This is a genomic window from Streptomonospora nanhaiensis, assembly GCF_026642255.1.
GTDB lineage: Bacteria > Actinomycetota > Actinomycetes > Streptosporangiales > Streptosporangiaceae > Nocardiopsis > Nocardiopsis tropica.
Window position 1 is genome coordinate 2,582,816 of the sequence record NZ_CP113264.1, and the last position, 14,703, is coordinate 2,597,518.

Sequence of the window (14,703 nt, forward strand, 5' to 3'; positions counted from 1 at the left end):
CGGCACGGCCCCGATTCACACCCCCCGGGAACGCGGCCGCACCGTCGGTCGCGGAGTTCGAGGGACCGTTCGGCTCAGCGCCGGTCATCCGCGGAGAAAACCGTATCCGGCTCGGGGCCCGCAGTGGGGGAGACGACGTCCGTGGCCCCGTGAACCTGCCTGTTCACCGTTCAGGACAGGGCGGTTGAGGACAGCGGTCCCCTTCGAGGGCGATCACGGTTCGGCGGGAAGTCGTGCCCTGCCCGTGGTGTCACAGGTCCTCGCACACAGCACCATGGACGGTATGAGCCATGCTTCCACGCCCCCTTCTGCGGACTCTGCCCCCGACACCGCCTCGACGTCCTCCTGCCGGGTCGCGGTCGACACCGGATTCGTCTTCGCGCGGCGCGACACCGGCGACCTCCTGCTCGACCTGTACCGGTCGGCCTCCGCCGAACGTCCCGTGCCGGTCGTGCTCTGGGTGCACGGGGGCGGTTGGTACGCCGGTGACCGCACCCAGGCACCGGATCTCGTACGCAGGGTGCGCGCCAGCGGATACGCCTTCGCGAGCATCGACTACCGGCTCTCCGATCAGGCGTCCTTCCCCGCCCAGCTGCACGACGTGCGGGCCGCGATCCGCTTCCTGCGCACGCACGCGGAAAGACTCGGACTCGACCTGTGGGCGATCGGGGTGTGGGGCGGCTCCGCCGGCGGCCATCTGGCCGCGCTGGCGGGCCTGACCGGCCACATTGCTGCCCTGGTCGACGAGGAGGACACCGGCGGCGACCCGTCGGTGCAGGCCGTCGTCGCCTCCTACGCCCCCGTGGACCTGGCCGTCGTGGTCGCCGAGGCCCAGTCCGGGCGCCCGGACACGGACGCCGCATCCTCTCCGGAGGGTCGGCTGCTGGGCGGAGATCCGGCCGAGCTGGTGGACGCGGCGCGGTACGCCTGCCCTCTGACGTGGGTCCACGTCGACGCACCACCGTTCCAGCTCTCCCACGGGACCGTCGACGACCTGGTCTCGTACAGGCAGAGCGAACTCCTGCACGAGGCCCTGGCCGCTGCGGGCGCGTCGAGCGAGCTCTACCTCCTCGACGGCTACAAGCACGGGTTCCTCAACGAGGCGGGCGGTCTCGACGGACAGCCCGCGGCGGTGATGGACGACGGCCGCCTGGAGCTGGAAGGGGCGGCCCGAGCCGTGCGGCGCCGTACGGCCGAGCCCGACGCCGGGGCGGTGCGGACCACCTTCGGATTCGCGACCGTGGACGAATTCCTGCGCAGGCACCTCATTCGGCCAGCGGTGACCACCACGGGTCGCCGTGGGCGTCGGTGAACCGCGCGCCAACGCCGTACGGGGCACCGGCCACTGGCCGGGCACCCGCGGATACATCTCCACAGACCCGTCCGGCCACGACCACGAGGTGCTTCCGGGTCTCTGACCGAGGTTGTACAGGTGCGGACCAGAGCGGCCGGAACCAACGGCGTTCCTTCTCACGGGGTGACTGCCGACCGGTGGTTCTGCCGCGGTGGTCCACACGATCGACGAGGGGAGCGGAGGTCGCGGTGGACTCTGAGTATCAGGCTGCTTTGAAGACCTTGTCCAGGTGCCAGGCAAGGGCGTCAGGGGCGGGGCGGTCCGTCTTTTCCCTGGGAAGGAAGACGGCCTTGTCTGCCAGCTCCGTGTACTCCTCGGTGTCCGGAAAGTCCTTGTGCAGGCGGGGGCTCACTCGCACCTGCATCTTCGGACTGATGCCGATGTACCCCAGGTCGAAGAGGGTGTGCACATCAGATCTCAGGAGCATTCCGTTGTCGAGCCGGTGCAGTCCTCCCTGGGAGACCGGGTGGATGTGAGCGGCCTCCAGCACCGGACGTACGCGTCGGCCGGAGATGGCGCACTGGCCTTCATAGGCGTCCAACAACGCCAGCTTGAACGCTCCCTGACCCATGCGACGGCGGGTGGGGCGGGCTTCGCCGAACATGGGGCCGTGGTGTTCCCAAGTGGTCGTCACGGTGGTCTCGTCGTCGACGAGGGTCTCCGCGGGGCTCCGCGCGAAAACACGGTCGACGATGGGGGCGAAGTAGTCGGTGTGCTCGGAGCTGGTGATGTCCTTGTAGGTCTTTCCCTGAACGAGACCGTAGGACCAGTCCGGGGGAGGGCCGAAGGTCTCGTCTTCCGGCAGGAACACCGGGGCGCGCAGCATGATGCAGCCGATGAGCGGGTCTTCCCCGGGGAGGATGGGCGGCATCTTGTTCTTCGCTCGGTACACGTTGATCGCCTCGCGCACCGCGGACAGGCTGCTCCTGCCGTTGCCTTCGCCGAAGGCCGCCCATGCCTCGGACAGGGGGACGAGCGCGAACCCGCTGAGGAGGGCGCCGCCCACGATCCGGTCGTGCGGCTTGTGGGTCTTGAACAGGAACAGGTCACCGGGGGAGAGCGCTTTGAAACTCTTCCCTGAGGGGCGCCAGAAGTTGATCTCCTCCAGGTGGGGGCGCTGGGCGAGGAAATCGGCCCAGGACTTGTCAGTGACTCCGACAAAAGCCTTCATGTCCGACATTGTGGAGCAGGTATTTACCGGCGTGTGCCGGTGAGCGGGGTTGCCGCATCCGGTGGCGGAAGTGCGTGTGCGAAGGCCCTGGAAGACGGCCGCGCGGATCGGCTCCGGATGGCCGGAAGCGGCCAGGGGACCGAAGTCCCGGTCACGGCCGGGCCTCTGCTGGTAGAACGTGCGTGGCGGAGTGGCAGCGGGCCGTGACCGAGCGGTCCTCTCCGGGGGACGGGAGCGTGTGCGGGTGCGGCAGAGTGCGTTGGTGGCCAGGGTCGGCTTCGAGGACGACGTCACGGCGGAGGAGGCGGACCGGCACACACGTGACCTGGTGCTCCTGCTCGAGGACCTGGACGTCGACGAGGTCCGGCCGCTGGAGGGAGGGGCCGTCTCCGGGACCCGGTCGGCGGACCCCGCTGCCGTGGCCGGCGCCGTGCTGGTCACCGGGATGCTGCTCAAACCCGTGCTCACGGCGGTCGTCTCGCTCGTCGGGACCTGGTTGGAACAGAGCGGCCAGCGGTCGGTGACGGTGGAGGTCGAGGGAGCCAAGGTCACCGTGCAGGGGAGGGTGGCGCCCGGCGAGGTGGAGGGCTACGTCCGGGCCCTGCGCGACGGTGGGTCCGCCCCCGCTGTCGAATCCGGGAAGGGCGACGCGTGAGGCGTACCGCGATTCTCCTGGGCGTCAACCGCTACGAGGACCTCGACGACCTGCGTTCGCCGTACGAGGACGTCCGGGCGCTCGAACGGGTCCTGAAGCACAACGGCCACTACACCAGGGTCGAGGCGCTCCTCGACCCGACGCGCGACGAGGCGATGGAGGTGCTGGAGGCGGCGCTGTCGGAGGGCAAGCCCGACGACCTCCTGCTCATCTCCTTCTCCGGGCACGGGGTCAAGGACAAGAGGGGTCGGCTGCACCTGGCCCTGCGGGACACCCGCCGCAAGAGGCTGGAGACCACCGCGCTCTCCGCCGAGGTCCTCAAGCGCTTGCTGGAGGACTCCCGTATGCGGAGCAAGGTGCTGCTGCTCGACTGCTGCCACGGCGGTGCCTTCGCCGACGGGTTCGCCACCCGCTCCGCCGGTGAGGAGGCGGAACCGCTCGACCTGGAGCGTCAGCTCAGCGATGGCGCGGGCACCTACGTCATCGCCGCGTCCGGGGCCCTGGAACTGGCGAGGGAGGGCGACAACGCGTCGGGGACACGGCCCTCGCCCTTCAGCGAGGCGGTCGTGCGGGGCCTCGGCGGCGCCGCGTCGGACGCCAACGGCGACGGGTGGATCGACGCGGTCGACCTCTACCAGTACGCGCACCGCGAGGTGGACCACGTGGACGGCCAGCGTGTCACCGTGTCCTCCCTCGGTGTACGCGGATCGCTGGTTCTGGCCCGGCACACGGGATCGGCCACCGCGGCCGACCTGCCGGGGGCCTCCGGCAGGACCGACCGGGTCGGCGCGGCGGGTGCGGAGGGGGCCGAGGCGCGCGGGGCCGGCGCGGAACAGCCGCGGGCCCGTGGTGAGCGGCCCGCCGAATGGACCTGGTCGGGCTACCTGGACTATCTGCGCGACTGCCTGGTCCGGCAGAGCGTCCTGCAGCAGCTGCCCGACGCCAGCGGCCGGGACGCGGCCGTCTGTGAGATGGACTCGGAGGTCCTTCTCAGCCGGGCGGAGGGCCGGTGGCGGCTGACCGGCCGCGCCGAGACCCTTGCGCGGGAAGCGGTGAAGGAGGGCCGTCCGCTGCGCTACGGCTACCCGGCGGTGCTCTTCGACCCCGTGCGGTCCGACCGCGGCAGCGGCAGGAAGGCCAAGCTCGCCCCGCTGTTCGTGATGGACGTGGAGATGGCTGAGGAGTCCGACGGGCACTACCTGGTGCCCGTCGGCGAGCCGGAGCTGAACCGCGAACTCTTGATCTCCGCGGCCGGCCTGGACGAGAGCGACATCGAGGAACTGGTCACCTGGTTCGAGGTCGACTGGGACGGGGGAGAGGTCTCCGGCCTCGCAGACAAGGCGCGCACGGTCTGCGACCGGCTCCGGCTGGCCCGTGTGGACGACCTCGTCGCCGGTGAACTGCGCAGTTCGCTGGACGTGCGCCGCGGTGCGCGGCGCGGAGCGCAGAACGCCGCCGTCCTCTACCGCGGCGACCCCGCGGGAGCGGCCGTCAAACAGCTCGTCGGCGATCTCGACCACCGGGGCAAGGGGATCCGGGTTGATGCCCTCGCGGGTACGGCGCTTGCGGCCCTGTCCGATTTCCGCCACGCGGTCAGCGGTTCCGGGACCGCTCTGCCCGTGGTCACCGGTCGCAGCAACGCCGCACAGGAGGAGATCCTGGCCTCGGCCATGGGGCAGGTCATGACCGTGGCCACAGGCGCCCCAGGCACGGGGAAGAGCGAACTCATCACGTCCGTGGTCACCACCGCCGTCGCGGCCGGGCAGTCGGTCCTGGTGGCCTCCACCAACAACACGGCCGTGGACGAGGTGGTCGAGAGGGTCAACCGACTCGCTCCCGGTGCCGACCTGGTCGTGCGCACCGGGAACCAGGAGCGCCGGGCCGCCGAGCCGGAGATCCTCAACGGGCTCCTGGCCGCCGAATGGGAACCCGCCGACACGGCCACCGCGCAGGCCCGACTCGTGGTCCACCATCGCGGAGTGGGGACGGCCCAGCACGAGCTGGCCGTCGCGGAGGAAGCGGAGCGGAGGCTTGCGGCGCTGGCGGGCACGCGCAACCGGCAGGTGCGGGACCTGCCCGGCGGGGTCGGTCCGGACGTCTTCGGCGGGCCCCGGGAACTGCGCCGGTGGACCCGCCGCACCGAGGCGGCGCTGGAGTCCCGGTGGACCGGCTGGTGGCACCGCCTGCTGACCAGGCGGGGGCTCCGTATCGCGGGGACGGACGGGGAACTCTCGGAGATCCTTGCCTTCCTCACCACGGAGGGGGAGTGGCGGGAGCTGCGCGAGCGGGTGGGGGAGGGGGTGCGTCCTGAGGCAGCGGTAGCCCGGATCAACGGCCTACGAGAAGAGCGGCGCGAGGCGAGCAGGGAGTTCCTGCTGGGCCGGGTCGCCGAGTCGCTGCGCAGGGGCCACACCGTCGTGGAGGGCAGGCTGCGCGACCTCGCCTCGGGGCAGAACGGCTGGAAGGGCATGAAAAAGCTGGTGCGCACCGTACCGGCCTGGGCCACCACGTCCCGATCGGTGCGCGGGGTCTTCCCGCCGGAACCGAAGTTGTTCGACCTGGTGGTGGTCGACGAGGCCAGCCAGTGCACCGTCGCCGATCTCGTTCCACTGCTGTACCGGTCCCGGCGGGCACTGGTGATCGGTGACCCGCACCAGCTCCAGCCGGTCAACCCCATGACCGGTCAGGAAGACCGCAGGATCCAGGCGGTCCACGGGCTCCCCGAGGCCGAGATGGGGGAGCGCTCCCTGGCCTTCACCGGCTCCTCCGCCTACCACGCTGCCGCCTCCGCACTGGTGGCGGGCGGAGGCGAGGTGCTCTGGCTCGACGAGCACTACCGCTGCCACCCCGACATCGTCGCTCCGGTGAACCGGCGCTTCTACGGTGACCGGCTCGCGGTGCGCACCGACACCACCGCTCTGGCCGCCCCCGGCGACCGGGCTGTCCAGTGGATCGACGTGCGGGGCGCCTGCGAGCGGCCGGGCGGGCGCTCCTGCCTCAACCGGGACGAGGCGGAGGAGGTACTCGCCCTGCTGCGCCGGCTCTGGCGGACGCTCCCGCCGGAGGCGACCATCGGCGTGGTCTCACCCTTCACCGCCCAGGTCCGCTGGATCGAGAAGAAGCTGGGGGAAGAGGCAGCCGAGAGGATCAGGGTGGGCACGGCGCACCGCTTCCAGGGCGGGGAGCGGGACGTGGTCGTGGTCTCGCCCGCCGCGGCCGAGGGCGTGAACCGGCACAGCGGGAGGTGGGCGCTACAGCAGCAGAACCTGTGGAACGTCGCGGTCACCCGGGCGCGCTCGCGCCTCTACGTCGTGGGCGACCGGGGGTACTGGGCCGAACAGGGAGGACTGCTGTCCGACCTGGTGACAGAGGCTGCGAGCGGAACCGCTCCTGGCCTGGACGAGGCTGCGGGCCTGCTGTTCGAGGCCCTCACCAACAGTGCGTCCTCGCCCAGGGCCGGCCACCGCGTCGAGGGTTATGCCTGTGATCTGCTGGTGCCAGGGAAGGACGGGGACATCGCCGTGGTGATCGACCGCCCCAGGCCCGGCGCCACCGCCACGCCCGCACCGGGGCGCACGCTGCAACGCACCTTGGACAGGGCGGCCCTGTTCGCGTCGGTGTCCGGTCTGCGCACCGTACGCGTTCCGGAGTGGCGGTGCCTGGCGGAGCCCGAGGTGGTGGCCGGGGAGCTCATGGCCTTATAGCGGATTCAGCCGGGCGGCGCCCGGCCAGGGCGGTGCGCACGGGTGTGTCCGAAGAGTGTGTGCCCCTGGGGCGGAGAAGGTCTCATCTCCGCTCAGGAACCGTCGGTGACGCGCTTGCCGTCCCCGTCCTGGACGATGGTGAAGGCGTCCACCGTCTCGCCGTCGGCGGTGCGGGCCCGGTACTCCAGGGTGTCGCCGTCCACCGCGACGTGCTGGAAGGTCTGGGTGTCCTCACGCTGCACCTGGACCCGGGCGCCGTTGTCGGTCCAGTTGTCCTCGCCGGCGTCGTAGGTCTTGGGTCCGGCCACCGAGACCACGTAGACCGGGCCGGTGTGAGCGCCGGAGCCGCCGTCCTCGCCCTCGGCCAGGACGCCCCGGGTGTAGGAGTGGTCGTGGCCCTGCAGGACCAGGTCCACGTCGTGCTCCTCCAGGACCGGCAGCCACGCCTCGCGCAGCGGCCCGTTGTCGCGTTCGGGGTCGCTGGAGAAGACCGGGTGGTGGAAGGTGACCACGGTCCACGGGTGGGGGTTGTCGGTCAGCACCCGGTCCAGCCAGTCCCGCTGCGTCTCCAGCCACCGCTCGGGGGCCTCCGGGGCGGCCTCCCGGTAGTTGGAGTTGAGCACCACGAACCGCACCCCCTGGTAGTCGGTGTGATAGGCGGTTCCGGCCAGGTCCGCGCCCTGTTCAGGGCCGTTGCCGGCGCCGGGGAACTGCGGGCCCCAGTGCCGGCTCAGACCGTCGTCGTACTCGTGGTTGCCCGGCGTGGCCACGTGGTTCATGCTCCCGGACGCCTCCCCGAAGGCGTCGAACCACTCGTCCCACTGGGAAGTGCTGTCGGCGTCGTCGATGAGGTCCCCGGAGTGCACGGCCAGCTCGGCGTCGGGCGCCGCCTCCAGCCCGGCCCGGACGACGGGGGCCGCGTCCTCGGTGATGTCGTTCTGGATGTCGCCGAAGTACAGGAAGCTGAAGGGCTCCGCCCCCTCCGCCGCGGTGGTGAAGGTGCGCCAGTCCCCGGTCTCCTCCTCCGAGCCCTCACCGGCGCCGATCGCGCCGATCCGGTAGCGGTAGGCGGTGTCCGGTTCGAGGCCGGTGGCCGTGGCCGCGAAGGTGGAACCCGGTTCGTCGCCTCCGGTCGGGCTGCCGTCGACTCGCACGGTCTCCTCCGAACCGTCGTCGGGCCCGATCTCCAGGAAGGACTCCTCCGCTCCGGACGCGTGCCAGGTCACCGTCTGGGAGGTGCCGGGATCGGCTGTGGGGGAGAGGAGGACGCGGTCGACGGGCTGTTCGGCCGTGGCCTGGGGGGTACAGGCGCACAGCCCTGTCACGAGAAGGGTCCCGCACAGGGCCGTCGGCACGCGGCCCGGAGCGGGGCGGGGTGGAGCGGTGGGCATGGAGGTACCTGTCCTTTCTTCCGGCGGTCCGGGACCGCGGGGCGGGGAGGCGGCGGGCCGGTCCGGGGAGGGGCGTCGTATCCGGCCCCTACCCAGGTGAGAGGCGGAAATCCGTCGCGGCGGACATACGGAACTCGATCACCGGCGCCGCTTGCCGGGCGTCGCCCCGTGTCCGGCGTTCGTTCAACGCTCCGTCGGAGGCGAGACGCACGTGCAGCGCCGGGTCGGGCGTGACCAGGGCGTGCATCAGGCCCGAGCCGTGGGGCGACCTGCGCGTTCCGGAGACGGCAACCGTTCGGGACGGAGCGCATCAGCTCGGAATGCTGAGAACAGGCGTTATTCGACTTCGGTGTAGCGGTCGCAGTAGCGGACGATCTCCTTCAGGACGTGCTGCCAGTCATCGAGCCCGTCCGCCTCGGGTTCGTAACCTGCTCCCCACTGTCCGAAGAATATATCGTCCAAGAACTGGTTGTCGTACTCTTCTGCCAAGAGGGTTTCTGCTTCTCTCTGGATTCCACCTGAGAGATTCTGGAGGGCCTGGCTGCTATCGAATACTTCGGATAGATTCTCTCCCTCGATGGTCCAGTCTTGGTGTAGATAGCAGTTGAAGAGATAGCTGAGATTCTTATATTTTTCTTCTGGGGTTTCCATGGAACTCCTGGCGGCTTGGAGTGGGAAAAATGTGGTGGCGGGATCTGGGGTTTTCGGGGGAGATGCTTCATCTCGGAACATGGCCGACCCCCGCGGTGGCGCGTGTCGGGCCGAAGTTTGATCGACCAAGAACTTTTCGGTCGGTCCTTCATTGTTTGACAATGGAAGCATGACTGCATGCTGTGTTGCTTGGCCGGCTGCCGTGGATCGCGTGCCCGCTTCTCATTGTGAGTTTGCTGTGTCCTGGAGTTCCTGGAGGTTTTTGGCTTTTTGGGGGTGGCTGTCCGGAGGTATTCTTCCACCTTGCTTGCCCGAGGGGTTTCTAAGCCATCTCTCGAGGGCTTCGATGGATGTCAGACCATCCCTTTTTGCCTGGAGGAGTCGGCGTACCCACACACTTTTTTCATTCCTTGCTTCTGTGTCGGCTGACTGAAGGCTAAGGAAATTTGCTGCCTTCCCGTCCACAGAGGCCCAGAGGTAGCCGATCGCGACTCCTTCCTTGTGTATCGGAAAGTAAAGTACGGCTGTGTCTGTCAGACGGTCGAACTTCGGCCTCGATCCGGATCTTTCCAGGCCAAGGTCTTCCCATGCCTCTCCGCGAGACATGGCATGGGCCGGGTCCGGCTGGTTGCTCACCACGGCTACTCGTCTCGGTTTTCGGTTGTCTGCCTCGAGCTTGAGGCGTCGAAGTCCTGTGTGCTTCCCTTGCCGAGATCGATGATAGGAATTTTTCCCTGAGGCGGCATTTCATCTCGACGCAGACCAGGAGCGGGGAGCCGGTGACCTGACCGGTCAGGGCCGTATGTTCTTCGGCCCGAAGGGGGTGGTGGGTGGTTCGCCGCGAGCCTCTCCGCCAGGAGTGGAGTGGTCCGTTCGGACCTTCGGCAGTCCGCCGCTCACCGGCACCCGGCCCGCCCGCCCGACCGAACCCTCAGACCACCGGCGTGGTCTGGGCGAGGGAGATGCGCCAGTCGTCGCCCTCGCGGACCAGGAGGTAGGACATGACGCCTTCCAGGGGAGCGGAGGACTCCGCCTCGGGGCGCCCGTCGAAGACGGTCTTGGTCAGGCTGACGTGGGCGACGTCTCGCGCGACGAAGCGGATGTCGTCGACCCGCAGGGCCGTCCGGACGTCCTTGAGGGGTGTGGCGAGGGCTTCGGTCATGGCGGAGGTGAAGGCCTCCAGGCCGAAGAGCCGCCGCCCGCCGAAGTTGACGATCACGACGTCGGAGGTGTGCAGCGCAGGGAGTGCGACGGGGTCGTTCTGGGCCAGGTCCGCCCGGGCGACGAGGTCGCGGATGCGCCGCTCGTCGGTGTCGCGGTCGGGGAGGGTCGTGCTCGTGGTGTCCATGGGGCGAACCTAGAAGCTCAACTTTTGTTCATGTCAAGGAGCCCGCCCCGCCCCCGCCCCCCGCCTCAGGGCAGGACCGGCCGGGGCCCCTCCGGAGGCTTCGGGCGCGGTCCCCACTCGCGGGGGTAGCCGAGGGAGACCTCGATGTGGGGCACGCCGTCCACGACGATGGTGCGCGGGATGTGCAGGTGGCCGTAGACGACGGCGCGGGCGCGGTAGCGCGTGTGCCAGTCGGCGGTGGCCTCGGTGCCGCACCACTGGGCGAACTCGGGGTAGTGCAGGACGCGGGTGGGTTCGCGGACCAGGGGGAAGTGGTTGACCAGGACGGTGGGGGCGGCGGGGTCGAGGGCGTCGAGGCGCTTGCGCGTGTAGTCCAGCCGGGCGCGGCACCACTCGTCGCGGCTCGGGTGGGGGTCGGGGTGCAGCAGGTACTCGTCGGTGCACACGACCCCGGACGCGTGGGCGACGGCGAGCGCCTCCTCCTTGGTGCGGGCGCCCTCGGGACGGAAGGTGTAGTCGTACAGGACGAACAGCGGGGCGACGACGACCGGCCCGTCGGGGCCCGGCCACACCGGGTAGGGGTCTTCGGGGGTGTGCACGCCCAGGCCGCGCAGCGCCTCGACGAGGTGCAGGTAGCGGGCTTCGCCGCGCAGCTGGACCGGGTCGCGCGGGGAGGTCCACAGCTCGTGGTTGCCGGGGGTCCACACCACCGTGGAGAAGCGCCCGCTCAGCAGCTCCATGGCCCACAGGATGTCGTCCGAGGTCTCGGCGACGTCGCCGGCGACCAGGAGCCAGTCGTCGTCGGACGCGGGCCGCAGGGCCTCGGTGAAGGCGCGGTTGTCGGCGTGCCGGACGTGCAGGTCACTGATGGCGACCAGGCTCATCGTCACCGTCCCCTTCGGTGGTCGTGGATCGGCGACACCCTACACACCCGGGCGGTCTTTCGGGCGGGCGGCCCGGACCCGGGCCGGGCAAAGGACTGTCCCCGGCCTCTGCTTGACTGCTCCCATGAACGTGCGTGAGGCGCTGCCGGAGGAGATGGCGGCGGTCGGGGAACTGCGGGTCGCGGCCTACCGGGACCTGGGGCTGCTGGAGGAGGGGGACCCCTACACGGACTCGCTCCGGGCGCTGGGGTCCGACGGCCGGGGCGAGGTGCTCGTGGCCGTCGAGGGGGATCGGGTCGTGGGCACCGTCCTGCTCGTCCCGTGGTCGGAGTCCAGCGAGATCGCTCGCGGGCCCGAGGAGGCGGAGGTACGGGCGTTCGCGGTGGTGCCCGACGCCCAGGGCCGCGGTGTGGGCCGCGCCCTGGTGCGCGCGGTGGTCGCCCTGGCCTCGGAGCGGGGGGCGTCCCGGGTGGTCCTGTCCACGCAGCCCCCGATGCTCGCGGCGCAGTCCCTCTACCGGGCCCACGGGTTCGTCCGCACGCCCGAACGCGACTGGACCCCGGTGCCCGGGGTCGACCTGCTGACCTACGCGCTCGCGCTGCCGGACCGGGCGGCCTCCGCGCCCTCCGCTCCGCAGGCGGTCGCCCAGGGCTGAGCGGCGCCCTCCGGTTCCGATAGTGGGCTGACCGGAACGGTATCTGGTGGGACGTGAGGGGCCCTGACCTGGATGATCTTGTACTTATAGACGGTGTGGGCGCCCACACCGTCTATAAGTACAAGATCACGGGGGAGAGGCGGGGCCGGACGGCGCCGCCTCCCGCCCCGTCCCCACGTCGAAGGCCCTGTCGCACGCCGCCCGCACCCCGTCGTTGTGGGTGGCGACCACCACCGCGCACCCCTCGCGGCCCAGTTGCCGCAGGACCTCCACCACCATCGCCGCGTTGTCCGCGTCCAGAGCCCCCGTCGGCTCGTCGGCCAGCACCAGGGACGGCCGCTTGACGAGCAGGCGGGCCAGGGCGACGCGCTGCCGCTCGCCGCCGGACAGGCGGTGCACCACCTCGCCCTCCCGCCCGGCCAGGCCGACCCGCTCCAGCGCCGCGGCGTGGCCGGGCCGGGCGCCGCGCCGCCGTGCCACGTCCAGGTTGGTCCGGACCGTGGCGTTCTCGATGAGCGCGTAGTCCTGGAAGAGGTAGCCGAGCCTGTCGCGCCGGAAGCGCCGCCGCCCTCCCGACCCCAGGCGGGTCAGGTCGGCGCCCTCGTAGAGGATCCGGCCGCCGCTGGGCCTGTCGAGCAGGCCCAGGCAGTTGAGCAGGGTGGTCTTGCCCGAGCCGCTGGCCCCGACGAGGGCGACCGTCTGCCCGGCCTCGACGGTCAGGTCCAGGCCCTGCCACAGGACACGGTCCCCGAAGGACTTGGCGAGGTTCTCGGCGGTGATCATGGTGCTTCCCGGTGGTGTCAGGCCCGCGAGGGGCCTTCGCGGACGATGCGGCGGTGGAAGAGGGCGAGGGCGCCGAGGGTCAGGGCGAGCCCGGCCGCCGTGACGGCAGCGGCGTAGAGGGGCTCCAACCCGCTGGTCGGCACCGGTTGCGGCGGCAGGGGCCGCAGGGGGTCGTCCAGGGCCCGCAGCGCGGCGAGGGTGTCCCAGGCGGCCCAGCCCGTGAAGCCGAGCGCGACCACGGCCTCCACGGCGAGGAAACGGCGGTGCGCGGAGAGGAACCCCCACCCGCTGATGTGCCGGGCGAAGACGGTCTGGGCGTGCGTGCGCACGTGGATGACGCACGCGGCGACGCCGGTCGTCAGCAGGACGGCGGTGCCGGCGGCCAGGGCCAGCAGTTCGACGCGCACCGCGGCGACCTGGGCGGCGTGGGCGCTCCTGGCCTTGTCGAGGATCGGCTGGACCGTGTTGACGTACTCGGCCACCCGCGGGTCGGCGCGGGCCTCCAGCACCACGTCCGGGTCGGGGAAGAGCAGGGCCTCGTGCGTCAGGTAGGTGACGTAGGTCCGGTCGGAGAGCGCGGAGCCGTTGGGCAGGGCGACGATCACCGGGTCCCGCAGGAAGGGTGAGGCGTCGGTCCCGCCCGGGTCCCTCGACCCGTAGGTGAACACCCGCTGGCCGCCGGCCAGCGGCAGGACCTCGATGTCGGCCGCGGTTCCCGTGCTCCCGGCCTGGAGCGCGTACCAGTCGGGCAGCTCGCCCTCGACGGCCTCCCGGTGGGCGGCGTGCGCGGGCGGCAGCAGGACCCGGACCCGGTCGTCGGAGGGGGCGGCGCCGTAGCGTGCGCCGGTGGGGGACAGGACCTCCTGCCGCGCGAGGTAGGTGTCGTTGACCACGAGCACGTCGAAGCCGGGTCGGGGGGCGCCGACCGGCACGAGCGACGCGGGGGGATGCCGCTCGGCGACGACGAGCTCCCCGTCGAGGTCGGCGCGGCGCAGCCAGGGGCCGAGGAGGCGCTCGGCGGTCCCCGGGTCGTCGAAGGCCGTGCTGCCGTTGAGCGTGGCGTGCGAGGTCTCCCCGGTGCGCTCGAACGCCTCCAGCGCGGCGCGCTGCTCCCGCGCGGCCTGCGCGAGGTGGAGCGTGCTCGCCAGGACGCCGAGCAGGAGGAGCAGGACGGGCACGCGCACCAGGTAGACGGCGGCCCGGGTGCTCCGGACGGGCAGGCGCCCCCGGAGCGCCGGCAGGACCCCGGTGGCGTGCACCAGGCCCAGCGCCGCCGCGTGCGTCACCAGGGCCGCGGCGGCGAGGACGCCGAGCAGGGCCAAGGCGGTCAGGGAGTACAGGCCGAGCTGGTTCCACCCGTTGTAGAGGCCGAGGAGGAACAGGGTGAGGGCGCACACGGCGGGCAGGGCGACGCCCCACAGCCGTGCGACCCGCCCCAGGTCGCCCAGGAGGATCCGGGTGTAGGAGTGCCCGTGGAGGCGCCGGACGCCGTGGTCCCGGGAGTCGAGCAGGACGCCCGCGCCGATCGAGGTGGTGCCCACCAGCAGCGCCGTGGCCAGGACGTGGAAGAGGGGGCCGCCGAGGAACGACTGCCACAGGCGGGCCTGGCCCGCGCCGGGGTCCGCGCCCAGCCCGTGCGCGGCGAGGGCGTCGGCGAGCACCCGCGCGTTCTCCGGCGGTCCGAAGACGAGGTAGTTGCCGCGGGGGCTGCGGTCGGCCATGTCCCGCACGGGGTGCACGCGCAGTTCCATCGTGCGGCCGAAGGAGGGGTATCCGTCGGTGAGCCAGTCGGCCTGGGCCGAGCCGGGGTCCCCGACCGCGAGGTACATGTGCCACAGCGACTCGGGCGAGCGCACGTCCGGGACGACGAGGCCGACGGAGATCCGCTGCTCCGCCGCGACGCGTTCGACGGTCCGCGCGACCTCGCCGCCGTCGGAGGCGCCGTCGTCCTCGACGATCCACACCGAAGCCGAGTGCTGCGCCGTGGGGATCGTCGCCTCCCACGTGGCCAGCAGCAGTGCGGCGATGAGCGCGGCGGAGACCAGGAGCGCGGTGTGGGCGAAGGCGATGGTGCGGTTGGGCATCGTGTCCCTGCGCGTGGTCGGGG

General features: G+C 71.3%; 12 protein-coding genes. 4 read left to right on the forward strand and 8 right to left on the reverse strand.

Features of this window, described 5'->3' with window-relative positions; all coding sequences use genetic code 11:
- Positions 1–283 precede the first annotated feature (283 nt).
- Positions 284–1,312, forward strand: coding sequence for an alpha/beta hydrolase (locus tag OUQ99_RS11140; protein WP_267949363.1), 1,029 nt, complete (start codon positions 284–286; stop codon positions 1,310–1,312).
- A 244-nt stretch (positions 1,313–1,556) separates the two neighbouring features.
- On the opposite strand, the gene OUQ99_RS11145 is transcribed toward OUQ99_RS11140, so the two are convergent.
- A complete protein-coding gene (locus OUQ99_RS11145; RefSeq protein ID WP_267949364.1) occupies positions 1,557–2,525 on the reverse strand; it encodes an HNH endonuclease in 969 nt (322 codons plus the stop codon).
- Between the two features lie 262 nt (positions 2,526–2,787).
- On the opposite strand from OUQ99_RS11145, the gene OUQ99_RS11150 reads away from it, so the two are divergent.
- Together OUQ99_RS11150 and OUQ99_RS11155 are read left to right on the forward strand one after the other, a co-directional pair.
- Positions 2,788–3,180, forward strand: coding sequence for a hypothetical protein (locus tag OUQ99_RS11150; protein WP_267949365.1), 393 nt, complete (start codon positions 2,788–2,790; stop codon positions 3,178–3,180).
- The gene (locus OUQ99_RS11155) at positions 3,177–6,884 is read left to right on the forward strand and encodes a caspase, EACC1-associated type (RefSeq protein ID WP_267949366.1); all 3,708 of its coding nucleotides are present in this window, start codon (positions 3,177–3,179) and stop codon (positions 6,882–6,884) included. The genes OUQ99_RS11150 and OUQ99_RS11155 overlap by 4 nt, the downstream gene beginning before the upstream one ends.
- A gap of 92 nt (positions 6,885–6,976) precedes the next feature.
- Here the strand turns inward: OUQ99_RS11155 and OUQ99_RS11160 are convergent, their stop codons facing one another.
- The 5 genes from OUQ99_RS11160 to OUQ99_RS11180 all read right to left on the reverse strand — a co-directional run bounded on the left by OUQ99_RS11160 (position 6,977) and on the right by OUQ99_RS11180 (position 11,158).
- Complete coding sequence (locus OUQ99_RS11160) at positions 6,977–8,275, reverse strand: purple acid phosphatase family protein (protein WP_267949367.1); 1,299 nt, start codon at positions 8,273–8,275, stop codon at positions 6,977–6,979.
- 336 nt (positions 8,276–8,611) lie between these two features.
- Positions 8,612–8,926 carry a contact-dependent growth inhibition system immunity protein gene (locus tag OUQ99_RS11165; protein WP_267949368.1) on the reverse strand — a complete coding sequence of 105 codons (315 nt, stop codon included), beginning with the start codon at positions 8,924–8,926 and terminating at the stop codon, positions 8,612–8,614.
- A gap of 222 nt (positions 8,927–9,148) precedes the next feature.
- A complete protein-coding gene (locus OUQ99_RS11170) occupies positions 9,149–9,565 on the reverse strand; it encodes a hypothetical protein (protein ID WP_267949369.1) in 417 nt (138 codons plus the stop codon).
- A 292-nt stretch (positions 9,566–9,857) separates the two neighbouring features.
- Positions 9,858–10,274 carry an SgcJ/EcaC family oxidoreductase gene (locus OUQ99_RS11175; RefSeq protein WP_267949370.1) on the reverse strand — a complete coding sequence of 139 codons (417 nt, stop codon included), beginning with the start codon at positions 10,272–10,274 and terminating at the stop codon, positions 9,858–9,860.
- A gap of 65 nt (positions 10,275–10,339) precedes the next feature.
- Positions 10,340–11,158 (reverse strand): metallophosphoesterase family protein, encoded by an 819-nt coding sequence (locus tag OUQ99_RS11180; RefSeq protein ID WP_267949371.1) that lies wholly within the window; start codon positions 11,156–11,158, stop codon positions 10,340–10,342.
- Positions 11,159–11,282: 124 nt separating this feature from the next.
- On the opposite strand from OUQ99_RS11180, the gene OUQ99_RS11185 reads away from it, so the two are divergent.
- Positions 11,283–11,813 (forward strand): GNAT family N-acetyltransferase, encoded by a 531-nt coding sequence (locus OUQ99_RS11185; RefSeq protein WP_267949372.1) that lies wholly within the window; start codon positions 11,283–11,285, stop codon positions 11,811–11,813.
- Positions 11,814–11,939: 126 nt separating this feature from the next.
- Here the strand turns inward: OUQ99_RS11185 and OUQ99_RS11190 are convergent, their stop codons facing one another.
- Both OUQ99_RS11190 and OUQ99_RS11195 read right to left on the reverse strand, forming a co-directional pair.
- On the reverse strand, positions 11,940–12,596 hold the full coding sequence (locus OUQ99_RS11190; RefSeq protein ID WP_267949373.1) for an ABC transporter ATP-binding protein: 657 nt from the start codon (positions 12,594–12,596) through the stop codon (positions 11,940–11,942).
- 17 nt (positions 12,597–12,613) lie between these two features.
- On the reverse strand, positions 12,614–14,680 hold the full coding sequence (locus tag OUQ99_RS11195) for a hypothetical protein (RefSeq protein WP_267949374.1): 2,067 nt from the start codon (positions 14,678–14,680) through the stop codon (positions 12,614–12,616).
- Positions 14,681–14,703: the final 23 nt, after the last annotated feature.